Here is a 25,966-nt window from a genome sequence, read left to right on the forward strand (position 1 = left end):
GTCTCTCTCTCCGTTCGCAGCCGCAGCGGCCATGCCGGAGAGATCGCGCGGGGCGCCCGTTTGGTTACACGATCACGGAGACGTGAGGCTGCTGCGCCCTGCGGCAACGGGCGATCCGGCCGGCATCGTCAAACGCCAGGCGCGCTCGACCCAGGCCGCAACGACGTCGTGACCGCCAGGATGCAGGCAGAGTTCCAGCCGTGAGGGGTTGCCGCAGCCGCTGGCGACGCGGCAGGCGAGTTCGCCCGCGCCGCTGGCGGCGCGCGTGCTTCCGGGCCAGCCGGCCGTGCAGCCGCCAGGTGCGATGATCGCGAAACTCCTGAAGACATCGCCCTGCCGGGCGCCGGAGCGCAGCGTGCGGCCGGCGAGCGGAACCGTCATGTCGCTCGTGCCGTGAACATGGATCAGCGGTGGACGCGGGCTTTCGCAGCTTGCGGGCAGTGGCTCCCAAAACGCGCCGGCGATCGGGGCGAAGGCGGCGAAGCGCCGTGGCATGCGGCAGGCGAGGGACCAGACCATCGAACCGCCCTGAGAGAAGCCGCTCGCGAGGATGCGGCGGGGATCGATGGGGAAACGTGCGACGACATCGTCCAGCACCTGCCCGACGAAGGCGAATTCGTCGCGCTGCTTCGCGGGAGAGCCGGGGAAGGACCAGGAGTGGCCGGCGCCGTCGGGCGCGACCAGTGCGACCCCGAGGCGACGGGCGACGGCGGCGAAGACGGGATCGGCGATCACCTCCTCGGCCGAGCCCTGATAGCCGTGAAAATACAGGATGGCGCCGACCGGCCGTCCTACCGCAGTCTGCGGCGGCAGCATGATGCGATAGCTGCCGCTCGCCACGCTGCAACCCCGATCGGCGGGGCAGGCGCTGCCGGGCTGAGCATGGCCCGGCTCCTGCGCAAGCGCCGAAGCAACCATGCAAAACCCGGCCATCGCGCCGGCGAGCCTCAGCCTTGTTGCCATGCCTGATGTCTCCGCTGCAGGTGAAGCTTCGTGGCTCCCGCGCGAGCGTAGCGGGGCGCCGGGTTCGCTTCACCTCGCCATCGCGGGCTTGTGAGCCTGCGCCCGCCATGCGACGGAGTTGAGCTGCGAATCCTCCTGGAAAAAGCGCAAGACGTGTCGCTGCAAGAGCTCGAAACCCTGCTCCGACCGATCTTCCTCGCGGCCCTTGCCGGCGATGCCGCGGCCTATCGCCTCTTCCTCGACACGATCAGCGTGCGGCTGCGCGGCTATCTGCGCCAGATGCTGGCGCGCGCCGGCCGGACCGAGGCGAGCGAGGCGGAGGATGTGCTGCAGGAGACCTTGCTGGCGCTGCACCTCGCGCGCCACACCTACGATGCCGCGAGCCCGGTGACGGCCTGGGCCCATGCCATCGCGCGCTACAAGCTGGTCGATCATCTGCGCCGTTCCGGCCGCCATGCCGGCGCCCTGCCGCTCGAGGACGAAGCATATCAGCTCGCAGGTCCGTCGGAGACCGTCGCGGCCGAGGCAAGGCTCGATCTGGAGCGTGCGATGGCCATGCTGCCGGAGCGTACGCGCCGGCTGATCGATCAGGTCAAGCTCCAGGGCGCCAGCGTCGCCGAAGCAGCCGGCCGTGCCGGAATGACGGAGACGGCGGCGAAGGTCGCGATCCATCGCGGCCTGCAGGCGATGGCGAAATTCCTCTCGAAACGCCGGGCGGGGCCATGATGCAGCCGATGCGCATTCCAAGGTCCGTAACCTTTCGCCGGCTCCTCGCGAACTTTAAGAAGGCCGGAACATCCTTGAGGGTCGGGACATGCAGACCGACGATCTGATCACCCTGATGAGTGCGAGCAGCCGGTCGGTCGATACCGGCTGGCTGCGCCGTGCGACCTGGCTCGGCGCCTTTGCGGCGTTTGCGGCCACGGCCGGGCTCGTCCTGCTGACGCTCGGGACCCGTCCCGATCTTGCCGGCGCCTGGACGACGCTCCCGGTCATCGCCAAGGCTCTGTTCGGCGCCAGCATCGCGGCCATCGCGCTCACGCTGTTCCAGAGCAGCCTGCGGCCGGGGTTGAAGCCGGCGCGGCGCCTGCCGGTCGTCGCGATCCCGCTCCTGGTGGTGGCCGGCTGGGCGCTCCTGACGCTGGCGCAGGCGCCGGCCGAACAATGGGACACGCTGATCTTCGGCCGCCATTGGCAAGCCTGCCTGATCGCGGTGACCCTCTATGCCTTGCTGCCGCTCGTCGTGCTGTTCTTGCTGGCGCGCCGTGGCGCGCCGGTCGACGGCGCCCTGACGGGGGCCTGTGCCGGCCTCGCCTCGGCAGGGCTGGCTACCGTCGCCTACAGCCTGCATTGCCCGGACGACACGGCTCCCTTTCTGGCGACCTGGTACACGCTCGCGACTGCGATCGTCGCGGTGCTGGGAGCGCTGATCCTGCCGCGCTTCCTGCGCTGGTGAGGTCGTTTCTGACGGTGCCGGCGCGTGTGGATCTGCCTGCCCGTTCTCGGCCCGGCTGAACCCGGATCAACAGCCTGACGAAGACCGGGCTGCCGATCAAACTCGTCAGCGCTCCAGGGGAATCGCGAGAGCTATCGTGGACCACCCGTATGCCTCACGCGGGCGGCCAGCCAGGCGTTCAGCTGCTTGTCGCTTGCGAAGCGCTGCGTCGGCGCGACGAAACGCTCGCACATGTTGTCCACCTGGTTCTCACCCGCGTCATCCTCAGCCTCGCCGCGCTACAGCGAAGTGGCGCAGCGCAGATGACCCGGGGGGACGCCGCCCTGTCGGACGCCGATCACCGGGGGGCGGAGACATGTTGCACCCCGATTTACTCCCCTGGGCCTACGTCCCAAGGCCCGAAGCCGTGGCTGGAGGACGGTGCTTACAAGCCTGCGGGTCAAGGCCATAAACTCGCCCTTAACCTCGATCGGTCATTTCGTCTGACTAGTAGTAGTGGCTTCGCGCGGGCGGTACCTGCTGCGGCGCGAGGGTGGCAAACCATGCGGCTGATCGTCGGCTCAATCATCGTCTTCGTCTGCGTCTTCGGCAGCTATGCGGCTATGGGTGGCCATCTCGAGGTCCTCTGGCAGCCGTTCGAGTTTGTCATCATCCTCGGTGCAGCGATCGGTGCCTTCATCATCGGCAACCCCGGGCCGGTGCTCAAGGCCGTGCCCTCGATGCTCGGCACCATCGTGAAGGGCCCCAAGTACAAGCAGGAAGCTTATGTCGAACTGCTGGGGATGCAGTTTTCGCTTTATAAGCTCGTGAAGCAGAAGGGCATGCTCGCGGTCGAGCAGCACATTGAGAATCCGAGCGAGTCGACGCTGTTCAACGCGTTCCCGACTTTCGCAGCGAACCATCACGCGGTCGAGTTCGTCTGCGACTACATGCGCATGCTGACGCTCGGCGCCAACAACGTCCACGAGATCAGCGATCTCATGGACGAGGAGCTGGAGACGCACCACCAGGAGCAGGAGCGTATCGTTTCGGCCATGCAGTCGATCGCCGACGGAACACCGGCGCTCGGCATCGTTGCCGCCGTGCTCGGCGTGATCAAGACGATGGGGGCGATCAAGGAGCCGCCGGAGGTGCTGGGACATCTGATCGGTGGCGCGCTCGTCGGCACCTTCTTCGGCGTCTTCGTCGCCTACGGCTTCTTCGCGCCCATGGCGGCGTCGCTCAAGAGCACCTTCGAGGCGGAAGCCAAGTACTTCCTGTCACTCAAGGCGGGCCTCCTCGCCCATATCAGCGGCCAGCCGCCGGTGATGGCGGTCGAATTTGCCCGCAAGGCTCTGATGAGCGACGTCCGCCCGACCTTCGCCGAAGTGGAAGCGGCAACCGCCGCTCTGCCCGCCAGCGTCTGACCCGATTTCCAGCAGGAACGCGATGGCCAAGTCGACCCAGCCGATTATCATCAAGAAGGTCAAGAAGGCCGCTCATGCCCACCACGGCGGCGCCTGGAAGATCGCCTATGCGGACTTCGTGACCGCCATGATGGCGTTCTTTCTGCTGATGTGGCTGATCAGCATGACGACGCAGGAGCAGAAGGACGGCCTGGCGGAATACTTCGCGCCGACGTCTGCTCTGAGCCCCGGCACCAGTGGCGCTGGCGGCGTTCTGATGGGCACCGCCCTGGACAAGGCGGGCAACAAGACGTCGGCGCCCCGCGACGTGGCGAGGGACACGACCGGGCAGGATGACAAAGCGCGGCCGACCAGCGCGGGCGGCGGCGGCGACCGCGAGGGCAGCCGTCGGGCTGCCAGCGTGCAGGTCAACTACAGCGCCATAGCCAGCCTCCGGCAGGCGCTCCAGAACATGCCTGAAATTGCCGATCTGTCGCGCAACATCGTGATCGAGCAGACCAAGGAGGGGTTGAACGTGTCCCTCGTGGACGATAACGGCCGCTCCATGTTCCCCGAGGGCTCGGTCCAGCCCTATGAGCGCACCCGTCTCGTGCTGGAGGCGATCGCGCCCACCATACGTCGGCTGCCCAACCAACTGTCTGTCAGCGGCCACACGGCCGCCGCACGCCCGGGCACGGTGCAGGCCGTCGATTCCTGGGGCCTCACCGCCGGGCGCGCGCTCGCCGTGCGCGAGATCCTGTCGGGTGCCGGGCTCCCCAACGACCGCTTCACGTCCGTGGTGGGACGCGCCGACACCGAGCCGCTCTTCCTCGACAATCCCTACATCCCGCCGAACCGACGGGTGACGATCACGCTGCTCAATGCGGAGCCGCCGCTGCCCCCGGGCGCCTTTCCCTGACGACAAGGTGCCTCGGATGAGAGCGGCCAAACGTGAAACGCGCACGGAACGCCGCTAAACGCTGTGAAAGGCAAAGAGGTCGTCACGCCAAAAAAGCGGCGCCGGCGGCCATCTGGGCGGCGACAATCTGGCCGCGGGGGCCATTGCGATCGCGGCATTCGGCGTGCGCATCGATGCCGAAATCGCTCTCCCACTGGCAACGGAAGAGACGCCGACTCAATATCGCGTCCGACGTTGATCCCGCCTGAGCCATCCTGTGTCGAGCCGCCGGGGAGCGGACATTCGGGCCGTCCGCAATGGGCTAGATCTCGCCTCGGGCTCTAGGTTCTTGGATGACTTGAAGACCGCCTGGCACGTCCGTTTTCCGCCGGAATGTCGGTCTCGAACGTCCAGGCCTGCGGCGAAATCGAACTCCTCCTTTTCAAAAGGCGCCGAGCCAGCGGCGACACAGAGCTGGAAATCGCCCCGTTTTTGTTGCTCCGTGACATCGCCCCTCTGGGAAAGGCGGGGGTGCGTCGCAAAAATCCGATTCGAGCCCATCCGGACGACAATCTCGCTGCGCATCGCAAATTCGACACGCAAAGAGCGGTGATGGGGCAAACAATGGGGCAGGAGTCGAAGCTCGCGAAAATATCTATTTTCTTCAGATATTTAATGGAGTTTCGTGGCGGACAGGGCGGGATTCGAACCCGCGATACGGTTTCCCGTATACACACTTTCCAGGCGTGCGCCTTCAACCACTCGGCCACCTGTCCGGCGCGCTGCTTATGACTGCCGGCCCACGATCTTTCAAGGGCCGAGATGCAGTGTTTTGCACAATCCCGGTAAATCGGTTGCGATCTGCGGCTGGCAAGGCCACATCTGGTCGCCGGAACGGTTGCGCCGGCCGGGAGGTTCGCGGCGCAGCCCGGTGGATCGCGGCGGGAGCAGGTGGTGCGGTTTCTTCTCCGGTTGATCGGTTATCTGTCCGTCGCGGCCGGCTTCGTCGCGCTTGTGATCGACGGCGCCCGATCGATCGCCAATGCCGGATTGCGCTTCACGCCGCTCGGTGAGGTGCTGACCGCCGTCATCCATGAGCGCTATCAGGCGATCCAGCCGGCGATCGAGCGCAATCTCCATCCCTGGCTCTGGGATCCTCTGGTGCTGAATGTGATGCGCGCTCCGGTGGCCGCGGCTGCGCTCCTGCTCGGTTTCGCGCTGCTCTGGCTGGGGCGGCGCCCGGACGAGGTGATCGGCATCGTCACGCGTCGGTGATGGCCCGCCTGCGATCCCGCCCCTGTCCGAACCGGCCCTGGACACTTACATAGGCGTCGAGCTCGAACGAAACGGAGCCAATGATGTTCTCCCTGCGCAAGAAGACCGAGATTCCGACCGCCGTCGAGGCGCTGCCCGGCCGTGCCACGGCGATCCCCACCGCCGAAACCCATTTCGTCAACGGCCGCCCGCTGGCTGGCCCTTATCCCGAGGGAGCCCGCAAGGCCGTCTTCGGCCTCGGCTGCTTCTGGGGTGCCGAGCGCAAGTTCTGGCAGAGCGGCGAGGGCATCTGGGTGACCGCCGTCGGCTACGCCGGCGGCTCGACGCCCAATCCGACCTATGAGGAGGTCTGCAGCGGCCTGACCGGCCATACCGAGGTCGTCCTCGTGGTCTTCGATCCCGGGAAGATCGCCTATGAGGACCTGCTGAGGATCTTCTGGGAGAATCACGACCCGACCCAGGGCATGCGCCAGGGCGGCGATATCGGCACGCAGTATCGCTCGGCGATCTACACCTACGACGCCGGGCAGCAGGCAGCGGCCGAACGCTCGCGCGCCGAATACGGCAAGGCGCTGGCCGCCGGCGGCTACGGTCCGATCACGACCGAGATCCGCGAGGCGCCGACCTTCTACTTCGCCGAGGACTATCACCAGCAGTATCTGGCGAAGAACCCGGGCGGCTATTGCGGCCTGGGCGGCACCGGCGTCGCCTGCCAGATCGGCCTCGGCGTCGAGGCCTGATGCAAAGGGGAGGCATGGCCTCCCCTTCTTTCGGTCTGCTGAGTTCCCTGTATGTTCTTGCGTTGCCGTCAAAGCTTCGCTAGCCTTCCCATGGGGTAGGGGAGCGGGACCGACATGGTGGCGCGGGTCGCGACGGTGGCGTTCGAGGGCATCGAGGCGCGCGCCGTCGACGTTCAGGTCCAGATCGCGCCGGGCGGCGTCGCCTTCGTGCTGGTCGGCCTCCCCGACAAGGCCTTGGCCGAAAGCCGCGAGCGGGTTCGCGCCGCACTTCTCGCTTCTGGGCTCGCGCTGCCCGCCAAGCGCGTCACCGTCAATCTCGCCCCGGCCGACCTGCCCAAGGAGGGCAGCCATTACGATCTGCCGATCGCGAATATTATTGAAAAAAATCAATATATTACGGTTATAAAGTGATCTGTTTCTGAGGTTTGGGTAAGCAGGAGGTAAGCAGGCTACGGCATTTCGATATCTGCGCGATTGCCGAAGCGGATGAATGCTTCGCACCAAGTTCCCGACAGACGGCGGGTTCCAATGCCTCGGTGATTTTTAGGATCTCGTCGCAACTGGCCCTTGCTGGCCCAAAGCGAACTACGCCTCTCGAAGTTTTGTCGGAGAACAGGTTATGGAAAACCGCGTTCGACACAATGACCGTAAGGCGATGGAGCGGATACGCGCTCGTGAATGGCGGCGCCTTAACCCCGAAAAAGTTAGGGCACAGAAGCAGCGCTATTACGCCAAGAACCGAGAGCGACTGACGGCCTATCGCAGAGCGTGGGCTCTAGCGAACTCAGTGCGCTTCAAGGAAATGCGGGCGACGTGGCAGAGAGAAAACCCAGAAAAAGTTCGTGAATATCGGCGCATTATCCGAAAGAGGCGCTCTGCGAAGCACGCCGAATACATGAGACTTTGGCGGAAAAAGAACCCTGAACTTATAAAAGAGATCGAGACGAGGAGCTATTTAAAGAAGCGAGCCAAACTGCTCTCATTGAGAGCTGAGCGAGCAAAAATCGACAGGGACCTGGTCGAAGAACGGAAATTAAGACTAGTTCGGGACCCGCTTAGTGATTTCCGAAAAAATGAGATTTATGAAAAACTACTGATGATAATTCCTAAATCGATTAGAGCGGATGACCGACTTGAGATAGTCAGCATCGCCTACTTAGCTTTGATGGATGGAATTATTCCCTTAGATTTTACAGCCGGTGACATAGCCAAAGCGATATCTGAACAACGACGGCAGAATGCCATGAGACACAACAGATCGCTCGATGAATTGGTCGGATCAAACTTACGGTTGGGTCAAGTTCTCGGTGTCTTTTGATGCGGCTTCTGGGCCGCTGCTCCTAGTGCGCCCTAGAACAGATTATCCTTGAAAGGCTCGATCATCGACGGATCGTCGTCACCTTCGCCGGCCTTGTTGGCGCGCTTCGACACGATCCATTCGCGCAGCTCGCGCGGCGGCTGCTTCAGCATCTCCATGCCGCCCGAGCCATCCAGCCAAGCCTCGAAATCCTGGCGCAAGAGCATGCAGGGCATGCGGTCGTGATACTGCGCTGTCCAAGCGTTGGCCTCGCGCACTATCATCGTGCAGGTGGTGATGTCCTCGCCCGTCTCAGGATTGCGCCAGTTCTCCCAAAGCCCCGCGAAGGCTAGCAGGTCGCCATCAGTGGCAGAGAAGAAGTGCGGCACGCGGTCTTTCTTTTCGCCCGTCCATTCGAAGAACCCGCTGGCCGGAATGATGCAGCGGCGGCTTCGATAGGCGTGCTTGAACGTTCCGCTTGTGTCGACCGTCTCGACGCGGGCGTTGAAGGTCGCGAGTTTGAAATCCTTGAGTCCGCCCTTGTGCCAGCCGGGAATGAGGCCCCATCGGGCTTTCTTCAGCTCGCGGCCGGCCTCGGCTTTCACGATGATATCGACTTCGGTTGTTGGCGCGATGTTGTAGCGGGCGCGCAGGTTCGGCGTGGCTGTCGGAACCGTCAGCGGCTGGCTGAAGGCTACAATCTCGTTCCAGCTATAGGCCTGACTGAATCGCCCGCACATGAACGCTACTCCTCAACGGCGCCGCCCTCGTTGGAAGAGAACATGTCGCCCTTGGCGCTGGCGAGCAACGGCAGGAGCATCAGACGAGCAATATGCGGAGGACAATTTCAGCCGTGTTTAGAGCGTCGACCACGGTTTGCCTATCCGCATCGCCTCGCTGGTGGGCGCTCTTGCTGAGCTTCTGATACTGCGCCTCCAGCAAATCGCTGGCCTTGGCCGCCACGTCCAAATCGCTTTCCGACCAGCCTCGCCCGCGCTTCTGGATAGCATTTCGATATCGTGCCTTGCGCGGCACCAGTTCGGGCTTAGACGGATCAACGCGAAACCAGCTCTGACCTCGCACCTCCGCATCAGGGCTCAGGACATGCAACACTTGCGTGATCAGTTCGCGGCCGGAATGAGCAGCTTGACGGGCCGTGTCATCCGAGGCCGAGCGCGCTGCGCGCCAAGCTCCGCGCCTCATGGTGACGAAATCGGCTGATAGCTCTGCAAGAGCCCGGTCAAGTTCATCAAGCGCGCCTCGCGCAAGGGCGTCCTTGCCGGCCGTTGTGATCTGCCGCCACTCTTCCGGCGCGGCAAGATCGGCATAGGTCGGGACGATAAGTCCCCAATCCTGAAGTTCTCGCGCACAGCGCATCGCCTGCGCCCGTTCCTCCAGATTGAACTCCTGCGCGGACAAGTGATGCTCAAGTACGGATGGCCTGCCAGGGGCGCCAAGAATGTTTCCGATGTGCTGATGGCGCGGTGCGCTGGCGTAAATCTCCAGCAGCGACATCATCAAATCGTAGTCGGTAAACCGCGTGCTCATAACGTCGAAGATGGACAGGCCAACCCCGCAGGGTCAACCGCCCGCCATCAGATGTCGGGCCAGCCTTGGCGCCTCCCGCTTGGCCGCTGCCGTCCCTTCCGCATAGGTCGAACCGGGAGGCAGATCGAGCGCCCCGCAGGTAGCCGCCGGCATCTCGGCTCGGTCGTCCTTAAGGGCTACGCAAAGGCGGTTCAGCGCGACGACGAGCATCCCCGGTGATGAAACCTCAACGGTGGCGTGCTGATCGACGAGGGCCCGGAAGCTCCGTCGCATGGTGCCTGTGTCGCCATCGGTAAGGGCGTCGGTGATGTCACGCAGCTTCATGTGACGAACCCTCCACAAAGATGCATCGCTCCTCGCTGCTCGGCTAGACCGTCAGCGTCAGCAATGCCGTTGTCGTCGGGGCAGCCTTCGTCTTCGCACTGCGCTCCTTCGTCCTCGCATACGGCTTCTTGATCGGCACCGTCTTCGAGTTCGGGGTCACCGTCGAGCGCATCAGCAACGCCTATGAGGGATTCCACGATGGCGCCCAGCCGGCGGCGCATGCTGTCGATCGACAAGGCTTGGTCGGTGAGACGCTGTGCCACGTTCAGGAGGATGTCGCGGACCCCGTGACGCTCGATCTCGGACAGCGCTATGCCGTCTCCGAATGGACCGTCATCGTGGTCTAGGACGCCTAGCAGGCCGAACAGGTCGGCGGCTGGCCGCAGGTCCACCAAGCTCATCGGCGCGGCTCCAGAGGGATGACGCGGCGGCCGATGACCAGTTCGCCGTCCACGTACACGACCGGCAGATGGCCATAGAACGAATAGGTCGGGAGGGTGACCGGCTTGACGCCATAGTAGCGGCGGGCGGGCTTGCCCTTGCCTCGGGAGTGGTTGACGCGGATCGGGCTCACGACACAGCTCCTTCCGCAAGTCGTTCGACATGGTCGAGCGCGTCGAGCAGCCATTGCTCGCTATGGTCAAACTCGCGCTCGCTCGGCATTCCATCGAAGAGGCCGGCGAAGCGAGCGGCACTCGCCCAGGCCCTAAGCCCGGCAAGCGAACGAGGCGGGATGGCTCGAATTTCGTCCCCAAGTTGCTCAAGCTTTTCGCTCAGCGCGTTCCAACTCTCCCAGATCGGGGTGTGGCCAATTTCATTCCCGATCTTGAAAAGCGCGTCATGATCGAATGGCGTGAAGCCCCGCTGCTCCGCGATGTCTTCGCGCAGATCGCCAAGGCGGGTGACTTCGCGGCGTAGGTCGATCCACACAGGCACCGCCGCTGCGTGGGCGCGTCCAAGCGCGACCAGATGTTCCTCGGCGCTGGCGGCCTCGGCCGGCTGTGGCACGTAAGGCGCCGCCTTGCAGATCGATATGGCCGCCGGGGAAATGATGGCCCCGCTAAGAATTGCACGTCGATTCATCGTCATGGGAGAGCACTCCTCTAGGAATGAGGGATGAGGTGCGGCGCTGTCGTCAGGCGGCGGAGCCGGCGATGCGGAGGATTGCGGCGGCTAGGCGTGCGGCCCAGCGTTCGCGGCTACCCTCCAGAGCCATCACGTAGGCCGGCATCTGGCTCGTGACCTCGATCGCCTGGGCCTGAATCATCACGCCGGCCATCGTCTTGGGCTCGTGCTTCATGATGGCGGTGACGTGCTGGTTCAGCGCGTCCTCGGCAGCCGTCAGACGCTTCCGGGCGGCCTCGTATCCTGATGCCTTGAGCACGCGGGCGAACTCGGCGTGATATCGCTTGGCCATCTTGAGCGCGGTCTTGTCCTTCGCGAGCTGCAAGCGCTGCTTGGCGAGGAAACGTTCATGGCGAGCCAGCCCGGAGGCGGATTTGGTGCGCGGCGGGCGGGCGAGGTAGTCGGTCGTCCACTTAACCTCACTCTCGGCACTCTCGACGCTCAGAACGCCCTCGCGGTTGTCCTCGCCCCAATGCCGGGCGGCGCCGTCAAGCCGCCTTTCCCACTGCCCGCGATGGTCGAAGGTCTGGCGCCTGAACTTGATCTCTTCCGGCACGGCCGGCAGCTTGGGGTCCCACTCGGCATAGATCCTCGCGACCTCGTCACGCAGGGTTCGGTGCGCGGTAGCCATTGCTTCGGTCGAATCCCCGAGCTGGATCAGCGCAGGGCTTTCCGATGGCGTCTCCCCGCTGGCCAGAGCGACCGGGGCGGCGGCGGCGGTGGACGCGGCAGCGAGCCCGAGGAGCATGCGGCGGCGGTCGAAGAGGGCAGAGGACAAGCCGGTGGCGGCTGCCCGAACGGTTGCGTTGAGCATTGGTATCTCCAGCGATGTGAAGGCGGCGGGTCGGGCTAGTAGCGGCCGGGGAAAGCGCGGCGGACGGCGGACAAGGCCACGTCGGTCGGGTCTTGGTCGCAGTTCAGGTCATAGGCGAGCAGTTCGCAGCTCCGGTCTTCCATCTCGCGCTCGGTGCGCGGTACGGCGTCGCGAAGCTCGGACATGACCTCCAGATATTCGTTGCAGATCGCATCAGCGATTTTCTCGAAGCGGCGGCCGGCGGCAGTCCTGCGGCCTTCGTCGGTCGTGAAAGCTCCCCGGTTCGTCAGAGAGTCCGCAACTCCGGCGAGGGTCTGCATGGCGCGGCCGAGCTGGACCAGTTCCGAGGCCGTCATGGCGGCTTGCCTGGGGGCCTCCGCCACTAACGCAGCAGGCGCGAGGGGGGCGGCTTGGATGCGTTGCGCGGCAATCACCGGCCGGCCTCCGCGTTGTCCGCAGCGCGAGCATGCGCAGCGAAATCCTCCAGCAGTTCCAGAGAGGCTTTCTCCGCCATGTCGCGGCCGATGCGGATCAAGGCGGCGGTCTTCGCCACCGTGTCGGCTGCCAGTCCGCCGGCGGGCTGGGACTGGATAAGATCGTGCGCCACAGTGAGGAGCTGGTGCAGGTGGTACGCGTCGTCCTGCACTGTCTCCTGGGAAAGGGTTCGAGCGGGCATCGCGGCCTCCTATGCGGTGCGGTGGGTGCGGTTGGCCTCGCTCGCCAACTTGGCGGCTTCGGCATCGGAAATCAGTTGCTCGCACCACGCGAGGAACTTGGTTCGGCCATCTTCGCTAAGCTGGCGAACGAGGGTCAGAAACTCGGCCGTCTCGGCGGCCTCTTCGGCTTTCTTGTCGATCTCCATGTCAGGCTCCGGCGATGAGGGGTGAATTGCGGCGCTTCCATTCCCTTGAGGCTTCGCGCTCCATCTTCGCGAAGGCCTTCACCGGGTCGGAAAAGTTGAAGGCTGGCCCTCCGCGAAACACTCGGACCTCGTAGCGCTGGGACTTGCGGCGCAATGCGTGGTGGAAGACATCCGCCAGCACGTCCTCGCCATCGTGCGCTTGAGCCTCAAGGATAGGCTCCTGATAGTGCTGAGGCTTGGGGTCGAACCACGTCACCCGAGACCAGACCAGCGGTGCGCCATCTCGGCCAGCGAGAACGATCCGGTCACGCATGGATTTCAGATCAATCTCAGGCATGGGGCGCTCCGATGCTGGCGAGCGCGCCGCGCAGAGCGTCGATGCGGGCGCCATTGAAGTGCTGCCTGTAGTGCTCGCGCTCGATCTCGAAGCGGATGGCCTCGGGGTCGTTGCGGAACTGAGCGGCGAGAGCGACGGCCTCACGAGCGCGCAGGGCAAGAGCGGCGCGGGCCTCGACCTCGCGGCGGGCGGCATCCGCCAGCATCATCGCCTCGAGCTTGGCGGCAGCCCATGCCTTGCGAAGCCAGAGGGAGAGCTGTGCGCGACGCTCGCTGATGTTCCGGCACATGCGGAAAGCGAACCGGCCCTCGCGATAGACCCAGGCCATCACAGCGGCCTTGTTGAACGCGATGCGGTTGGTGGGGTTCATGCTCGCGAGGGCCATTTCTGTTCCCGCTCAACTAGGTTTAAATCCTAGTTGACTAGGAGCAGCAACGGGACTTGTTGTCAATAGCCTACTATGAAAAAATCCTACCGTACTGGCACTGAGGATGGCTATGCTCACAACGGGTAATCAGTTGCGCGCCGCGCGGTCGCTTGTCGATATGGGGCAAAGCGCCCTGGCAGAGGCGGCAGGCGTGAACATCAACACGATCAGCAGTATGGAGAAGCGGGGGGCTAATACGCTCGCCAGCGGGTTGGACGTGATCCGCAAGGTCCAGGTCGCGCTAGAGGCTGCTGGCGTCGAGTTCCTGAACCACGGACAGCCGGGGGTGAGGCTGGCGAAGAAGGCCGAATGAGAGACAGCGCAGACGCCAGGATTCTCGTGCGACAATTTGACTCGCTACTGCCAACGGCCTGAAGGTCGTTAACTATTTAGAAAGGAGCCACCACATTCCATGAATCGGCGTTTGTGCCGTGGCGTGGATTGTGCAAGCAGACGCTCCTGAACTCGGGGAGAATGCCATGACTGTCGGCGCATTTTGGCGACCGCTTGGAGTTGGAAGCGCCCAGCGCTCTGACTACTCGCATCTCTCGGGATATTCGAACCAATCCGTTCGGGTTGACCCGCATATGCACGTCGCTCCGAAAACGACCCACATTGACCTTGCAAAGGTCGTTGAACTCGTGCGTGTTCGCCCTTCCGCTCCAGTGGTTGAGGCGAGCAAGGATGACGACAAAAAGTGACCCGACCGCGCCGGCCGTTGCGGAAGAGCAGTTTCCGCGCGGCAAGGCGCTACCTCGGCAATCGCCGCTGTTCTGGGTCACAGAAAAAGACCGTTATCTTCGCCAGCTTCTGATCCGTGACATTCAGATCGAGACCGGGCGGACACTGCTCGTATATTTCGGCTTGCCGGACCTCGTCCAAGGGCAAATCAGCCCCGGAGATGACGCCTACCTGATTGAGCTCCTACGCGATGCGAAGGGCGGCCCCGTTGATCTCCTTATCGAGACCCCTGGTGGATATACCGACGCGGCCGAGAAACTAGCATCGGTGCTACGTCAGCTCGCGCCGGACCTACGGGTAATTGTTCCCTGTCGAGCTAAGAGCAACGGCACGATGTTGGCGGTAGTTGGATCGTGCGTTGTCATGGGACCTGGCTCGGAGCTTGGCCCAGCTGACCCCCTGATAACGGTCGCTCAGAACAACTCGATTCCGGCCCACTTCATCCTGAGTTCTCCGCCGGGGACGATTGATCCTATCTTTGTTCAGGCTGCGGCCCATGCTGTCGCTCAGACCACCAAGCTCGCGACGGATCTCCTTTCGACCGGGATGATGGCTGGAAAGACGCCTGCTGAGATTTCTGCAACGGTTGAGGCTCTTTCGTCGCGGAATACCTATAAGTCGCACGGCTCTGTCATCGATGCTGACGAAGCTACGCGCCTCGGGCTGCACGTCCTGAAACTCGGCGTAGATGACGACCTATGGAATCGGCTCTGGCTCCTTCGATGCATGTACGACCACGATATTCGCAAGGCGGGGGCAGCAAAGGTCTTCGAAGGGCCGTCGATCAGTAACACCCTGCGTGCTCCAGCTCCGTAGCAGGGGGCAGCTCGACATAGATTGCTTTGCGCCGGACCTTACCCATGATCCGCCACCAGTCGATCCAGCTTGCAGCAGCCTTTATGGCTCTGGTCTTCGTACTGGTCGCCGGGTGGGTGACTGGGGCTTGGCGATAGTGCCGGGCAGAGGCGGCGCGTTCACGCCCGCGTCGTTGAACTTCGCGAACAGCTTCCTGATCGCCTCGACGTTCCGGGTGTGGCTGTAGAGATTGCCCATTCGAACAAATCGCCCTGCGGGATCGGTGGCTTCGGGCGGTGGTGGAAAAGGAAGTAGTCGCCGCCATCGTCAGTGTCGCGGTCATAGGGGCCGCTGACCTCGCAATCGTAGTGCTCAGCCATATCGATCAGCCAGGCGCGGCCCGTCACCGGGCTGAAATCATCGGCCGAGCAACCGCCAACCCGGCCGAGCGCGCGAGTTTCCTTCAGCGACTGGATTACCTCGTCGATCGCACGCGGGTTGACGAATTCGGGGCTGATGTAGGCGTTTGGATCAAAAGCCATGCTCGCCTCCTTCAGTGAGCGGTTGCCCCTATGCCGATTACGGGAACTTCCTCCAGCCGCGTGGTATAGCGCGGCGAGCGCTGGTCGAACTTCGTGACCCAGGCCTTGCGCTGGCGCTCGACGCCGGCCGCCGCGGGGAAAACGGCGCCACGGCCATGCTGGGCGTTGCAGGCGTCCAGCGCCGCCATGAGCCGGCCAGACTTCTCCCGATCCAACGAACCGATCAGCGCACGCTGCGAGAGCTCCAGCGGAACCAGGTCTGTGGTCATCAGCCCGGCCTTCGCGTACCGATAGCCCGGCTTCCATATCCGCCGTGCCCCCCATTTCGCGGCACGGACCAGGACCAGCGTGTCATTGCTGGCCTCGGGGAAATCCACGGTGGTCGAAACGGAGCGAGCCGGCCCGCCGTCGAATGGCGAGGTGTGGTAGAAGACCGTGAGATGGTCAGTCGCGAGACCATGATGACGAAGCTTCTCGCCGAGCCTTGTGGCGTGAGACGCGACCGCCTCTTGCATCATCTCCAGGTTATCGACGCGGCCGGCGAAGGAGCGCGTCACAGCGCAGCCCTTTCGCGTCGGCGCGACTGCCTCAAGGTCGATGCACGGATGCCCTCGCAGCTCCTGGATGATCCGCTCGCCGACAACCGTCAGCGATTGGCGGGCTAGCTTCGGGTCGAGCGCGGCGACGTCGGCTGCGGTCGTGCAGCCGAAGGCCTTCAGCTTGGTCTGGCTGGCTGCGCCAATGCCCCACACGTCGTTGAGCGGCATCAGGCCGAGCCACTCCCGGCGCGCCTCCGCGTCCGTCAGGTCGCAGACGCCGCCGAGCTGCGGGGTACCTTTGGCAATTTTGTTGGCGAGCTTCGCGAGGGTCTTGGTTGGCCCGATGCCGACGCAGGTCGGAACGCCGGTCCAGGTCGAGACCGTCGAGCGGAGATCCTTCCCCCAGTCGATGCGTCGTTGAGGCTCGATCGGCGACGCGTCGAGAAAGCTCTCATCGATGGAGTAGATCTCTATGTTTGAGGCGAACCGCTGGTAGACGGTGTTCATGCGTCGGCTCATGTCGCCATAGAGAGTGTAGTTCGACGAGAACACGACCACGCCCTCGCGCTTCACCAAGTCTCTGATCGTGAACATCGGCGCGCCCATTCGGATGCCGAGCGCCTTCGCCTCGCTGGTGCGGGCCACCGCGCAGCCGTCATTGTTCGAAAGCACAATGACCGGCCGGCGCTTCAGCTTGGGGTCGAACACGCGCTCGCAGGAGCAATAGAAGCTGTTGCCGTCGATCAGAGCGAAGCTCGCAGTCATCGCCGAAAGCGCCTCACGCTATTAGTGATGACGCCGAAAATCTCGATATCGGCGTCGGGGCCGGGGTCGTAGTCGGGATAACGGCGGTTGCCGAACGCGAGACTTGATCGGCCCCCGATGAGGCGGAAAATCTTGACCGAACGCTCGCCGTTCACATCGACCACGACCGGATCGCCATCGCGCGGCCGCAGGCTGCGATCAACCGTGATCAGGCTGCCGTCGAAGATCCCGGCATCAATCGCACTGTCCCCGGCGACGGTCATGATGAACGTGGCCGGAGCGTTCTGAATCAGCGCTCGGGACAGATCGATGGGAGCGTCCAGATAATCATCAGCCGGAGAGGGAAAACCGGCACGCACAGCCTTGCGGAACACCGAGAGCAGAACCGGCGCTCCGATAGCGACGGGCCGCATTTCCATGCCGGCGAGCATCATGACTCTTGCTCCGTGACCGGCCGAGCCCCCTCTGAGAACAGACCTCGCAGGAAGCCGCGTGAGCATGACCGGTCGGCATCGGCCAGCAACCTCTCACTCTCGGAGAGCAACATCAGGTAGCTACGCGCCAGAGCCCGGAACGCAGCGCGCTCAAAGCCCTCATGCTCCTCCACTAGATCCTCAATCAGCGCGCTGATTTCCGCATCCAGTGATGAATCAACCTGCCCCTGGTCCGCTGGCTGTGCCGACATCATTCCGCGCCCCGTGATGAGAACAAACAAAGAACTCAAGGAACGCGAGAGTCAAGCCCAAGGGCGTCACGTTGAGCCGGGTAAAATCAAGTAACTATCTGTTTTAATTGAGAAATATTTTCTGTTTGTGTATGCTTCCCCCAGATTTGGAGGTATCGCCATGCGTAGGAGCACAGCGAAAAGAACCGCCACCCTGATTTGCGGTGTTGAACCGGAACTGCGTGCTGCGGTTGAAGCCGAGGCCGCGCGTCGCGACACCTCGATGTCCAGTACGATCCGCGCCCTCATCCGCGCCCAGCTCGCTGCATTGAACTCCGGCCAGATGCAGGCCGCGTCATGAGCGAGAACATCCATCCGCTTTTCCCCCGAGCCGAGGCTTCGTCATCGGATCAGCCGGCGCCCGTGCTGCCGGTCGAGCAGCATATTGTTGGGGCGGCACTGGCGACGCAGCACCTCCGCGCTCTGACGGAGCAGATGCTGATGCTCCTCCAATTCGCGCCCCGCGACGCGCCAACCTTTGATCGCAAGATCGGGGAGATGATCGACGCCTGGGGCGCCATCTCGGACCACTACGCCAATTATCGCCACGTCCTCGAATGCAAGGGGCAAGCCTGATGCCTTTTCGTCCTACGCCCCTTCAAATCCCGAATATGCGGACGGACTACAGCGGCGAGACCCGCGCGTTCGAACAGCTCGGCCAGACGCTCGGCAACCTCATTCCTGACATCCAGAAGCAGCAGCGGGCGAATGCCGAGCGCGAGGAGATGACCCGCATCGGCAAGGGCGTCGCAGAGGGGACAATCGACCTCAAGCAGGCAGCCGGACGCGCGATTGCGCTGGGTCGCGCTGACTTCGGCATGGAGCTGTTGAAGCAGGGTGAAGCGCAGGCCCAGCGCAAGCTCGGGCTGGAGGCGTCCAAGAACCTGGGCGCGGCGTTCGGAGAGTATTTCGGCGGCCAGCCGAAGGTAGGGCTCGGCGCCACGCCCTCGGCCTCGCCCTCCAGCGCGCTCTCGCCTTCGCTCATCGGCAATGAGAGTGGCGGCAACTGGCAGGCCCAGAACAACGAGGTCGGGGCCGGCGGGGCTCGCGGCCACTTCGGGCGCGGCCAGTTCGGTGTCGCCCGCATTCAGGAAGCGGCGAACGCTGGCGCTATCCCGCAAGGGACCACGCCCCAGCAGTTCATGAACTCGCCCGAGCTACAGCAACGGGCCGAGCAGTGGCACGTCGCCGACATCAGATCGAACATCAAGGCCAACGGCTTCGATCAGCTTATCGGCCAGCGCATCCGGGGTGTCCCGATCACGGAGAAAGGCTTGATCGCCGTTGCCCATCTCGGTGGCGTCAACGGCATGAAGAAATTTGTCGAGACGCAGGGCGGTTATAACCCGACCGACGCTAACGGGACCTCGCTCTTCGATTATTTCAGCCGCCACGGCGGGACGCGCACGGCCGAGGCCGATCTGCCCGATCGAAATGCAGGAGTAGCCTCCGCCGAAACGGGACAAGACGGTTTCGCCATTCCGCCGGGCGGTGGCACGCCGATGTCCGGCCGAACCTTCCAGCAGATCGCTGGCAGCATGGACAATGCGCCCCTCCGCCCTGTCTTCGAATCGGAGGGCCTGGGGCAGTCTTGGATGGGGAGCACGCTGGCGCCTAGCCTCCAGCGGACAGTCGGCGGAGCGCCCCAGGCTCAAACCGCGCAGGTTATGCCGCCTCGCCGGCCCTATGACCTCAATGAGGCCGATCTCCCGGCGCGAGGTGCTGTTCCCGCAATCGGCCATATGCCTCCCCAGGCAACGGCGCGATATGCTGAGGTCGATCCGAACAGCCCGGATGCAGGGGTTCGCATCGGTCAGCTTGCCAGCGAGGAGGCCCGGCGCGGGCTCCCCTCTGGCGCGGGCATCATGAATCCGCTCGACAACTTTCGCAGCGCGCCGCAGCAGCCCCAGGCTCAACAGCAGTTCGCCGTTCCTGCTCCGACCGGGGGCGATTGGTCTTCGGCTCCCGCCTCCGCCGGCTCCGCCGTGACCGCCAGTGCAGCCGCCCAGCCGGGGCCGGTGCTGACCAAGGACATGCCTAAGCCGACGAACAAAGCCGAGGCGCTGGAGTATCGCGCGACGGCGGTGGCCGAAAAGAGCAAAGGCGACCTCAGCAAGATCTACAGGTTGCTCGCGGACCCGAACCTGCCGGCGAACGCTCGCGAGGTCGGGCAGATGATGCTCCGCGAGACGTTGGAGCAGCGCAAGATGCCCGACGCCGTGAAGGAATTCATGTACGCCAAGGGCATGGGATGGACCACGGCCAAGAACCCGGCCGAGTACGCCGCCGAAAAGGAAAAGGCGAAGAAGAGCACGGCCGAGGACGAGACGGCGGGACGAGAGCGCGCTGCGGCTCGGGCTGGGCTTAAGCCGGGTGACCCCGGTTATCAGGGCTTCATCTTGACCGGCAAAATGCCGCGCGAAGACATGGGGCCGCTCACTGCCACGGATAAGAAGGCGATCTTGGAGGCGGACGAGATGGTCCTCACCAATCGGACCGCTATCGACAATCTGCGGCAGGCTAAGGAGCTTTCTGTCAAGGCCTATGAAGGCCCCACCGCCGGGATGCGCGGGGCGGTCATGGGCAATCTCGGGAACGAAGCCGGCAAGGCGACGATGGAGTATAACAACCTCGTCACGGCCAACGCCCTCGGGCAGCTCAAGGCCATTTTCGGATCAGCGCCGACCGAAGGCGAGCGCAAAATCCTGCTGGACATCCAAGGCTCGGCCAACCTGCCCCACGATGTCCGCGTGAAGATTCTCGATCGCGGCATCGCGATGGCAGAGAGGCGGCTAGCCTTCAATGAGCAGCGGGCGGCAGAGCTTCGTGGCGGCGATTATTACAAGAGCCCCGAGAAGCGCTCACAGGGCGCAGCTTCCCCGAGGCAGCCCGACCAACCGTCGTCGGCGCCGCCGGCCGCGATTGAGTTCCTGAAAGCCAATCCCGGCGCCCGCGACCAGTTCGATGCGAAATATGGTCGTGGTGCTGCCGCAAGCGTGCTGGGGCAGTGAGACATGGCTGGCAACGTCTTCGATCAGTTTGACGCCCCGGCTCCCGCCGCCGGCCGCGCTCCGCCTCCGGCCTGGGGAAATGTCTTCGACCAGTTCGATAGCCCGAGGCCACAGCTACCCCAAGACACCGGCAGCGGGCCGCTCGTCGTCACGGTGGCTCCGAACCGCCAGCAGGCCCCGACCTCGCCGTCAGGGTTCGCGACTCGTGCGCAGCGCGAGGGAGACGATCTCCACGCTAGGGACAGCGAGTATCTGGCGGATGCCGTGCGCACGCGCCTCCAGCAGGACCAGACGAGCCCGATGGGCCGGCTCGATGCTTATGCTCGTGGCGTAGCGGGATGGCTGCCCGGCATGAACAAACTGGCTGCGGCAGGTGATGCCGCACTCGGCTCGGGCAAGGGGGATTCCTTCAGCGAGCGATATTCGGACAACCTTGCCCGCGAGCGCGCCATGGATGCGGCGGATGAAGCACTTAACCCCGGCTCTCGCCTTTCCGGTCAGGTTGCCGGGTTCGGAGCAACCGCCGCTCTGATGCCCGGCGTCTCTCTAATGCGCGAGGGAGCCCGAGGAGCTGCGGCTGTCAATTCGGCAGCAACGGGTGGCCTCTATGGGGCGATCAGCGGCGCAGTTGAGAATGATGGGGGCTTGCAGGACAAGGCGACCTCGGCCGGCGTTCAAGGTGCGATCGGTGCCGGTGTCGGTGCGGTTGCCCCGGCCTTCATTCGTGGCGCCGAGGCTTTTGCCAGCGCCGCGGGCAAGCTCGCTGGAAAGGTAGCAGCTCCGTTCCGGGCAGCCGCAACCCCCGACACGGAAGCCGGGCGCCGCATCATGGCCGCGATGGAGCGCGATGGCGTGACGGACCCGGCGGCGGCGCTGGCGGCGATGCAGCGCACGGGCGCCCCTGCCGTCCTCGGGGATGTGGGTGGCGAGACGACGCGGGCTCTCGCTCGATCGGCCGCGAATACATCGCCGGAAGGTCGCGCAGCCCTGGCGGAAGCTACTGCAGATCGTTTCGCGGGACAGGGTGACCGCATCGTGGACCTGCTCCGGAGCTTCGGCCCTTCCTCGGCTGGGAAGTCGCTTGAGGAGCTACAAGCGGCGGCTCGGGCTGCAAATCGCCCAGCGTATGCCCGTGCCTACATGCAGGGAGGCGCCGGCCTTTGGGACGACAACCTCGCGGCACTGGCGCAAGCCCCGGCGGTGCAGGACGCCATCCGCTCCGTCATCAAGACGGGCGCGAACAAGACGGTCGCGGACGGCATGCCCCCGATCCGCAATCCCTTCACGACCGACGCCGCCGGCAACCTCACGCTGGCGCGCCGGGCTGACGGATCGACCGCGAGGCCGAACCTCCAGTTCTGGGATTACGTCTCCCGCGAGCTGCGAGGCAAGGCTGGCGAGGCCGCCCGCGCCGGGAACAAGGATCTAGCCGGCGATTACACTAACCTGCGCCGTCAGCTCCTCGATCAGCTCGACGCATCAGCTCCTCTGTTCCGTGAGGCCCGATCCGGCGCCTTCCGAGCGTTCCAGGCCGAGGACGCGCTGGAGGCGGGACAGAAATTCGTCACCAGCCGAATGGCGAATGACGAGGCTCGCAAGGCGGTGGGGAAGATGAAGCCGGAGGAACGGGCGCTCTTCGCAGAGGGGTTTCGGTCGGACCTCATCGCCAAGATTCGGGAGACCGGCGACGGGCGCGACATCGTGAAAGCCATCTTCGGCTCATCGGCCGCGCGGGAGCGTGTCGAGATTGCGCTGGGCAAGGTGCAGGCCACACAGCTCCAGGCCGCGCTCAATGTCGAGACCGCGATGCTGCGGCTCCAGAATGCGCTCGGCAATTCCACGACCGTCCGGCAAATGATGGAGCTTGGACTGACGGGCACGGCCGGCGCCTATTACGGCGCATCACAGCACGGGACGCTCACCAGCATGGGAATGGGCGCTCTCGCTGGCGTCGCGGCCCGGCAAGCCCTCATCAAAGGCAATGCCAAGATCAACGAGGCCCTGTCGAAGAAGATCGGGGAGATGCTGGCCAGCGGCGATGTCACCCAGCTCCAGAACCTGACGAAGCTGGCGACCAAGAGCCCAGCCGTGATGCGCTTCCTCGAAAGCGTCTCGGACGAGGTCGGGCAGATCAGCGGCCTCGCCTCAAATACGGGGCCACTGAATATATCGGGTGGGGCGCGGGGAGCTTCGAACTATCTGCCAGCCGCCGCCGAGCAAGATCAGCGTTAGGACCAGGACTTGCGGACCGAACGCCAGACAGACGCCGAGCATCAGCGACAGGAGATGGCGCGACATTCAGTCGTTGTCACGCAAGGCATCGATGCGCCGATGAAGCCGGTCGGTCTCGATCGTGAGAGCGTAAAAGGCCGCTGCGATGGCGAAGACGGCAAAGGCGTATGGGCCAGCGCCTGGATCACCAAAGGCGGAAGCAAGGTAAGGGCTGAAAATCGCAAGGACGAAGCACGCTATCGCCTTCCACCGCGCTCGCTTGGTTTCGGGATACTCGGGACGCTCGCCTTGCATCGACCCGCGCTCAAAGGATTCGTGATCTCAAGGTGCCTCTTCCAGACGACGCTCGCAAGGGGACAGGCCGCCGCCATATTGGCGAGCTTCGCGCTGATCGCGTGGGTGATGCTTAGGGGGCTGACATGAGCGAGCCTGAAAATGCAGGCGCAAAGCAGGGAAATCGGTTCAAGCCAGGGCAGTCCGGCAATCCGGCCGGCAAGGCGAAAGGAACACGCCACAAGACGACGCTCGCCATCGAGGAGCTGCTGGAGGGCGAGGCCGAAAAGCTGACGAAGAAAGCCATCAGTCTGGCGATGGCGGGCGACATCACGGCGCTGCGCCTTTGCATGGATCGCATCGCCCCTGTGCGCCGTGACCGGGCGGTGACTTTCGACCTTCCGAAGATCGAGACTGTCAGCGACCTCCCGAAGGCGACGCAAGCCATCATGGAGGCGGTTGCCGGCGGAGAACTGACGCCATCGGAAGCGGCCGAGCTGGGCAAGCTGGTCGATGCGCATGCCAAGGCGATCGAGGTGACAAACCTGCATCAGCGCCTTGAGGCTCTGGAGGGCGGCCGGCCATGACCAGACAGATATCGGCGCGCATCGATCGATTGGAGCAGGCGCGGGACGCGCGAGCCAGCACCTTCATCATGTGGTCGGATTCCGACGACCCGCATGCGCCGCTGGAGCGTGTCGAGTTATGCGGCCTTTCGCATGAGGAATGTCTGGATCTCCTCGACGAACCCGAGGCGTCGCAATGAGCAGCGCCATCCTTGCACGCATCGTCAAATTGGAGGGGCGGTGCCGGCCCGCTTTCGACCACGAGTTAGAGCGCCGGGAGGTGGCGGATTGGGCGGCCGCGAATCCCGAGGAGACGAGCGCGCTCATATCGGAAGTGAGCGCTCATCTCCTTGGCGAGGGCAATGAACCGTCCCCCTACTTCGTGCCGCCCGAGCCTGCTGCTGTGCGCGCGTTCTTCATGGAGGGCCTATGAGCAACCTAATGGCTCGGATCATCAAGCTTGAGGAACGGCGCCGGCCGGTCGTCGAGCATGTTGCCAAAGAGGCCCGAGACGCAGTAGTGGCCGCCGACCTCGCCCGGCTCAGGGCATCCCCCGAGGCCATGGCGGCAGTTCGCGCTCGGCTCCGATGGAACGAGGACGCATGGCGTTCCGGGCAGGCCGCGATTACAGCAGCCTTGAGGGCGGACACATGACCAACGCTCTCGCCCGCCGACTCGATCGGCTGGAGGCAGCGCTGCGGTCGCGCGTCCCTCTGCGCTGCCTGATCCTCTGCGGGACGGTGGAGGAGAATGAAGCCGAGTGCGCGCGGGCGTTTGCTGAAGGGCGCATCTCAGCGCGTGAACCCATCATCCGGGTCAATTGGCCCGCCGGCTATAGGCCAGCAATTCAGGGAGCGGCGTAAATGCGGCTGAACGAGCGATTGGCGAAGTTGGAGCGTGCGGCGGGTGGCAAACTGTACCAACGGCGCATTCTGCATCACGTACTGAACTGCGCTCCTGCCGAGCGGCCGGAACGACTGGCAGCGATTGAGGCATCCGACCCCGACGCATTCCATATCGTCCGCGTCATCGTTCGTCCTGGCGAGCAGGCGCTTGCCGCATGAGCCGTGAACTGGATCGGCGCATCGCGGCGCTGGAGCGCGTCAAAAATCGACAGGGCGTCGAATATCTCGTGCTCGACTATCCGCCCGAGGACGAGCCTCGCGACCCTCACGAGCAGCGCCGCCCCATGACAGAAGATGAATGGCTTGCGGTTCACTGCTTCGATTGAAATCAATGGTTGGCGCGGCCGGCGAAACCCCAACGGCGCTGGGGATCTCGGCGATCCGGTCCGACCGAAGCTGTAAGGTCGGCAAATATGTCATGATGCGCTTAACAGTACTGACTCTACCATACCGATAAGCGCTGTCTGGATCACGCCGGCTGCCTCCATCTTAAATTCCAGGTCGTCGCGGGGCTGAGCGATCAACCCGCCCCGGTGCAGGTAGACTCGGATGTCGCCAGCGTAGCGGTAACACCTCAGCATGCTTAGCCATGCCAATGCTTCATCTGTTTTGTTCGTGCCGATAGCGGCCACGACAGAAGTCGCGGCGCCATGACATCGAGCCACTTGGTCATATGCCATGTAGAGGCCGCCCTCTCGCGTTGCCATGAATTTGTTGACCCGATCGAGGTCCGGTGCGCCCAACTCGCCCTTCGCCCAATCTTGTTCCCTTGGGCTGAGCCTTGGAATGCGGCCCCGAAAGTGAGACCAGTAGGCGGTCAATGCGGCGCCCAGAGTGCGGCGCTGCTCGACCGAATAGAGGGTCGAGCCGAAGACGATCGAACGGAAGACAGCCGATTCTAATTCGTTGGTACTAGCGCGCGCGGGGAGGCAGCTTGCCAACGTAATCCCGATGAGGAAAGCGGCTCGGATCAAGGCGAGGATCTCCAGTTACTCCACTATTGTGATCTCGGGTGTAGAACACACAAGCTCACCCCGCTGACAATAAAGGAGGAAGACAGCGGTCCGCCTTTCGAAAATGCGGGAGCAGAACGGGGAGCGGGCAGAGCCGTCCTCCTCGTTTTCATATGGCCGGAAAATGGCCGGCGTCATTCAGATCGTGGGTCGCGGCGTCCAACTTGGACGGATGACGGCGCGCCGTTCCCAGACGGAAAAACCTGCTCAATACCTCAAAATTTGTGGGTCACCGGCCGCGCCGAAAAATAGGCTCAATACCTCAGTTTTTATGCAGGCCTCGGCTCTGCCCGAAAACGGGCTCAATACCTCTGACCTGAGACCCTGATCTTCCTCCAGATTTGAGTAGAGTCCGTCGATCAAGGAGACGGACGATGCGCCCCTCACGATTCACGGAAGAGCAGATCAT

General features: G+C 63.9%; 37 protein-coding genes, 1 tRNA gene and 1 pseudogene. 20 read left to right on the plus strand and 19 right to left on the minus strand.

What is annotated here, in order from left to right; translation table 11 throughout:
* Positions 1 to 72: 72 nt before the first annotated feature.
* Complete coding sequence (locus ACODTJ_RS13390; RefSeq protein WP_454658769.1) at positions 73 to 963, minus strand: CE1 family esterase; 891 nt, start codon at positions 961 to 963, stop codon at positions 73 to 75.
* Positions 964 to 1,116: 153 nt separating this feature from the next.
* Between ACODTJ_RS13390 and ACODTJ_RS13395 the strand changes: the two genes are divergently transcribed.
* From ACODTJ_RS13395 to ACODTJ_RS13410, 4 genes are all read left to right on the plus strand, one after another.
* A complete protein-coding gene (locus ACODTJ_RS13395; protein WP_454658768.1) occupies positions 1,117 to 1,689 on the plus strand; it encodes a sigma-70 family RNA polymerase sigma factor in 573 nt (190 codons plus the stop codon).
* A gap of 88 nt (positions 1,690 to 1,777) precedes the next feature.
* Positions 1,778 to 2,419 (plus strand): NrsF family protein, encoded by a 642-nt coding sequence (locus ACODTJ_RS13400; protein WP_454658767.1) that lies wholly within the window; start codon positions 1,778 to 1,780, stop codon positions 2,417 to 2,419.
* Between the two features lie 542 nt (positions 2,420 to 2,961).
* A complete protein-coding gene (gene motA, locus ACODTJ_RS13405; protein WP_488849048.1) occupies positions 2,962 to 3,825 on the plus strand; it encodes a flagellar motor stator protein MotA in 864 nt (287 codons plus the stop codon).
* 22 nt (positions 3,826 to 3,847) lie between these two features.
* Positions 3,848 to 4,723, plus strand: coding sequence for a flagellar motor protein MotB (locus tag ACODTJ_RS13410; protein ID WP_454658765.1), 876 nt, complete (start codon positions 3,848 to 3,850; stop codon positions 4,721 to 4,723).
* Positions 4,724 to 5,388: 665 nt separating this feature from the next.
* Here the strand turns inward: ACODTJ_RS13410 and ACODTJ_RS13415 are convergent.
* Positions 5,389 to 5,478: transfer RNA gene (locus ACODTJ_RS13415), tRNA-Ser, on the minus strand.
* A gap of 178 nt (positions 5,479 to 5,656) precedes the next feature.
* Here ACODTJ_RS13415 and ACODTJ_RS13420 point away from each other — a divergent pair.
* From ACODTJ_RS13420 to ACODTJ_RS13435, 4 genes and pseudogenes are all read left to right on the plus strand, one after another.
* Positions 5,657 to 5,977 carry a hypothetical protein gene (locus ACODTJ_RS13420; protein WP_454658764.1) on the plus strand — a complete coding sequence of 107 codons (321 nt, stop codon included), beginning with the start codon at positions 5,657 to 5,659 and terminating at the stop codon, positions 5,975 to 5,977.
* A gap of 83 nt (positions 5,978 to 6,060) precedes the next feature.
* Positions 6,061 to 6,717: a peptide-methionine (S)-S-oxide reductase MsrA gene (gene msrA, locus ACODTJ_RS13425; RefSeq protein WP_454659066.1), complete on the plus strand. Its 657-nt coding sequence runs from the start codon at positions 6,061 to 6,063 to the stop codon at positions 6,715 to 6,717.
* 114 nt (positions 6,718 to 6,831) lie between these two features.
* Positions 6,832 to 7,086 (plus strand): annotated as a pseudogene (locus ACODTJ_RS13430) (magnesium chelatase domain-containing protein); the annotation flags it as partial.
* A gap of 250 nt (positions 7,087 to 7,336) precedes the next feature.
* Positions 7,337 to 8,035, plus strand: coding sequence for a hypothetical protein (locus ACODTJ_RS13435; protein ID WP_488849051.1), 699 nt, complete (start codon positions 7,337 to 7,339; stop codon positions 8,033 to 8,035).
* Positions 8,036 to 8,067: 32 nt separating this feature from the next.
* Here the strand turns inward: ACODTJ_RS13435 and ACODTJ_RS13440 are convergent, their stop codons facing one another.
* From ACODTJ_RS13440 to ACODTJ_RS13495, 12 genes are all read right to left on the minus strand, one after another.
* The gene (locus tag ACODTJ_RS13440; RefSeq protein ID WP_488849053.1) at positions 8,068 to 8,754 is read right to left on the minus strand and encodes an SOS response-associated peptidase; all 687 of its coding nucleotides are present in this window, start codon (positions 8,752 to 8,754) and stop codon (positions 8,068 to 8,070) included.
* Between the two features lie 79 nt (positions 8,755 to 8,833).
* On the minus strand, positions 8,834 to 9,532 hold the full coding sequence (locus ACODTJ_RS13445; RefSeq protein ID WP_488849055.1) for a pPIWI-associating nuclease domain-containing protein: 699 nt from the start codon (positions 9,530 to 9,532) through the stop codon (positions 8,834 to 8,836).
* A gap of 63 nt (positions 9,533 to 9,595) precedes the next feature.
* Positions 9,596 to 9,886, minus strand: coding sequence for a hypothetical protein (locus ACODTJ_RS13450; RefSeq protein ID WP_488849057.1), 291 nt, complete (start codon positions 9,884 to 9,886; stop codon positions 9,596 to 9,598).
* Positions 9,883 to 10,287, minus strand: a complete 405-nt coding sequence (locus ACODTJ_RS13455) for a hypothetical protein (RefSeq protein WP_488849059.1) — start codon at positions 10,285 to 10,287, stop codon at positions 9,883 to 9,885. The genes ACODTJ_RS13450 and ACODTJ_RS13455 overlap by 4 nt, the downstream gene beginning before the upstream one ends.
* Positions 10,284 to 10,460: a hypothetical protein gene (locus ACODTJ_RS13460; protein ID WP_488849061.1), complete on the minus strand. Its 177-nt coding sequence runs from the start codon at positions 10,458 to 10,460 to the stop codon at positions 10,284 to 10,286. Before ACODTJ_RS13460 ends, ACODTJ_RS13455 begins: the two co-directional genes overlap by 4 nt.
* Positions 10,457 to 10,975 carry a hypothetical protein gene (locus tag ACODTJ_RS13465; protein ID WP_488849063.1) on the minus strand — a complete coding sequence of 173 codons (519 nt, stop codon included), beginning with the start codon at positions 10,973 to 10,975 and terminating at the stop codon, positions 10,457 to 10,459. Before ACODTJ_RS13465 ends, ACODTJ_RS13460 begins: the two co-directional genes overlap by 4 nt.
* A gap of 46 nt (positions 10,976 to 11,021) precedes the next feature.
* Positions 11,022 to 11,825 (minus strand): hypothetical protein, encoded by an 804-nt coding sequence (locus ACODTJ_RS13470; protein ID WP_488849065.1) that lies wholly within the window; start codon positions 11,823 to 11,825, stop codon positions 11,022 to 11,024.
* 35 nt (positions 11,826 to 11,860) lie between these two features.
* Entirely contained in the window at positions 11,861 to 12,259 is a 399-nt protein-coding gene (locus ACODTJ_RS13475; RefSeq protein WP_488849067.1) for a hypothetical protein, read from the minus strand.
* Positions 12,256 to 12,501 (minus strand): hypothetical protein, encoded by a 246-nt coding sequence (locus ACODTJ_RS13480; protein ID WP_488849069.1) that lies wholly within the window; start codon positions 12,499 to 12,501, stop codon positions 12,256 to 12,258. Before ACODTJ_RS13480 ends, ACODTJ_RS13475 begins: the two co-directional genes overlap by 4 nt.
* Positions 12,502 to 12,510: 9 nt before the next feature.
* Complete coding sequence (locus tag ACODTJ_RS13485) at positions 12,511 to 12,687, minus strand: hypothetical protein (RefSeq protein WP_488849070.1); 177 nt, start codon at positions 12,685 to 12,687, stop codon at positions 12,511 to 12,513.
* A gap of 1 nt (position 12,688) precedes the next feature.
* Positions 12,689 to 13,000, minus strand: coding sequence for a hypothetical protein (locus ACODTJ_RS13490; protein WP_488849072.1), 312 nt, complete (start codon positions 12,998 to 13,000; stop codon positions 12,689 to 12,691).
* A gap of 16 nt (positions 13,001 to 13,016) precedes the next feature.
* A complete protein-coding gene (locus ACODTJ_RS13495; protein WP_488849074.1) occupies positions 13,017 to 13,409 on the minus strand; it encodes a hypothetical protein in 393 nt (130 codons plus the stop codon).
* Between the two features lie 112 nt (positions 13,410 to 13,521).
* Here ACODTJ_RS13495 and ACODTJ_RS13500 point away from each other — a divergent pair, with 112 nt between their 5' ends.
* Together ACODTJ_RS13500 and ACODTJ_RS13505 are read left to right on the plus strand one after the other, a co-directional pair.
* Positions 13,522 to 13,764, plus strand: coding sequence for a hypothetical protein (locus tag ACODTJ_RS13500; protein ID WP_488849076.1), 243 nt, complete (start codon positions 13,522 to 13,524; stop codon positions 13,762 to 13,764).
* Positions 13,765 to 14,135: 371 nt separating this feature from the next.
* Positions 14,136 to 15,008 (plus strand): SDH family Clp fold serine proteinase, encoded by an 873-nt coding sequence (locus tag ACODTJ_RS13505; protein ID WP_488849078.1) that lies wholly within the window; start codon positions 14,136 to 14,138, stop codon positions 15,006 to 15,008.
* A gap of 158 nt (positions 15,009 to 15,166) precedes the next feature.
* On the opposite strand, the gene ACODTJ_RS13510 is transcribed toward ACODTJ_RS13505, so the two are convergent.
* The 4 genes from ACODTJ_RS13510 to ACODTJ_RS13525 are packed head-to-tail and all read right to left on the minus strand — an operon-like array spanning position 15,167 to position 17,521.
* Positions 15,167 to 15,529, minus strand: coding sequence for a hypothetical protein (locus tag ACODTJ_RS13510; RefSeq protein WP_488849080.1), 363 nt, complete (start codon positions 15,527 to 15,529; stop codon positions 15,167 to 15,169).
* A gap of 11 nt (positions 15,530 to 15,540) precedes the next feature.
* Entirely contained in the window at positions 15,541 to 16,833 is a 1,293-nt protein-coding gene (locus ACODTJ_RS13515) for a Y-family DNA polymerase (RefSeq protein ID WP_488849082.1), read from the minus strand.
* Complete coding sequence (locus ACODTJ_RS13520) at positions 16,830 to 17,267, minus strand: LexA family protein (RefSeq protein WP_488849084.1); 438 nt, start codon at positions 17,265 to 17,267, stop codon at positions 16,830 to 16,832. The genes ACODTJ_RS13515 and ACODTJ_RS13520 overlap by 4 nt, the downstream gene beginning before the upstream one ends.
* On the minus strand, positions 17,264 to 17,521 hold the full coding sequence (locus ACODTJ_RS13525; protein WP_488849086.1) for a hypothetical protein: 258 nt from the start codon (positions 17,519 to 17,521) through the stop codon (positions 17,264 to 17,266). The genes ACODTJ_RS13520 and ACODTJ_RS13525 overlap by 4 nt, the downstream gene beginning before the upstream one ends.
* Before the next feature lie 157 nt (positions 17,522 to 17,678).
* Here ACODTJ_RS13525 and ACODTJ_RS13530 point away from each other — a divergent pair, with 157 nt between their 5' ends.
* The 10 genes from ACODTJ_RS13530 (at position 17,679) to ACODTJ_RS13575 (ending at position 24,870) form a co-directional block, all read left to right on the plus strand.
* Positions 17,679 to 17,858, plus strand: coding sequence for a hypothetical protein (locus ACODTJ_RS13530; protein WP_488849088.1), 180 nt, complete (start codon positions 17,679 to 17,681; stop codon positions 17,856 to 17,858).
* Positions 17,855 to 18,133, plus strand: a complete 279-nt coding sequence (locus ACODTJ_RS13535) for a hypothetical protein (RefSeq protein WP_488849090.1) — start codon at positions 17,855 to 17,857, stop codon at positions 18,131 to 18,133. The genes ACODTJ_RS13530 and ACODTJ_RS13535 overlap by 4 nt, the downstream gene beginning before the upstream one ends.
* Before the next feature lie 149 nt (positions 18,134 to 18,282).
* On the plus strand, positions 18,283 to 20,568 hold the full coding sequence (locus ACODTJ_RS13540; RefSeq protein ID WP_488849092.1) for a hypothetical protein: 2,286 nt from the start codon (positions 18,283 to 18,285) through the stop codon (positions 20,566 to 20,568).
* Between the two features lie 3 nt (positions 20,569 to 20,571).
* Entirely contained in the window at positions 20,572 to 22,800 is a 2,229-nt protein-coding gene (locus ACODTJ_RS13545) for a hypothetical protein (RefSeq protein ID WP_488849094.1), read from the plus strand.
* A 9-nt stretch (positions 22,801 to 22,809) separates the two neighbouring features.
* On the plus strand, positions 22,810 to 23,223 hold the full coding sequence (locus ACODTJ_RS13550) for a hypothetical protein (protein WP_488849096.1): 414 nt from the start codon (positions 22,810 to 22,812) through the stop codon (positions 23,221 to 23,223).
* Complete coding sequence (locus ACODTJ_RS13555; protein ID WP_488849098.1) at positions 23,220 to 23,660, plus strand: DUF5681 domain-containing protein; 441 nt, start codon at positions 23,220 to 23,222, stop codon at positions 23,658 to 23,660. The genes ACODTJ_RS13550 and ACODTJ_RS13555 overlap by 4 nt, the downstream gene beginning before the upstream one ends.
* Positions 23,657 to 23,839, plus strand: a complete 183-nt coding sequence (locus ACODTJ_RS13560) for a hypothetical protein (RefSeq protein WP_488849100.1) — start codon at positions 23,657 to 23,659, stop codon at positions 23,837 to 23,839. Before ACODTJ_RS13555 ends, ACODTJ_RS13560 begins: the two co-directional genes overlap by 4 nt.
* Positions 23,836 to 24,072, plus strand: a complete 237-nt coding sequence (locus ACODTJ_RS13565; protein WP_488849101.1) for a hypothetical protein — start codon at positions 23,836 to 23,838, stop codon at positions 24,070 to 24,072. The genes ACODTJ_RS13560 and ACODTJ_RS13565 overlap by 4 nt, the downstream gene beginning before the upstream one ends.
* A 430-nt stretch (positions 24,073 to 24,502) precedes the next feature.
* Positions 24,503 to 24,703: a hypothetical protein gene (locus ACODTJ_RS13570; protein WP_488849103.1), complete on the plus strand. Its 201-nt coding sequence runs from the start codon at positions 24,503 to 24,505 to the stop codon at positions 24,701 to 24,703.
* Positions 24,700 to 24,870: a hypothetical protein gene (locus tag ACODTJ_RS13575; protein WP_488849105.1), complete on the plus strand. Its 171-nt coding sequence runs from the start codon at positions 24,700 to 24,702 to the stop codon at positions 24,868 to 24,870. Before ACODTJ_RS13570 ends, ACODTJ_RS13575 begins: the two co-directional genes overlap by 4 nt.
* A 90-nt stretch (positions 24,871 to 24,960) precedes the next feature.
* Here the strand turns inward: ACODTJ_RS13575 and ACODTJ_RS13580 are convergent, their stop codons facing one another.
* Positions 24,961 to 25,518 (minus strand): hypothetical protein, encoded by a 558-nt coding sequence (locus tag ACODTJ_RS13580; RefSeq protein WP_488849106.1) that lies wholly within the window; start codon positions 25,516 to 25,518, stop codon positions 24,961 to 24,963.
* Between the last annotated feature and the right edge of the window lie 448 nt (positions 25,519 to 25,966).

It is taken from the genome of Allobosea sp. FG18 (genome assembly GCF_057809495.1).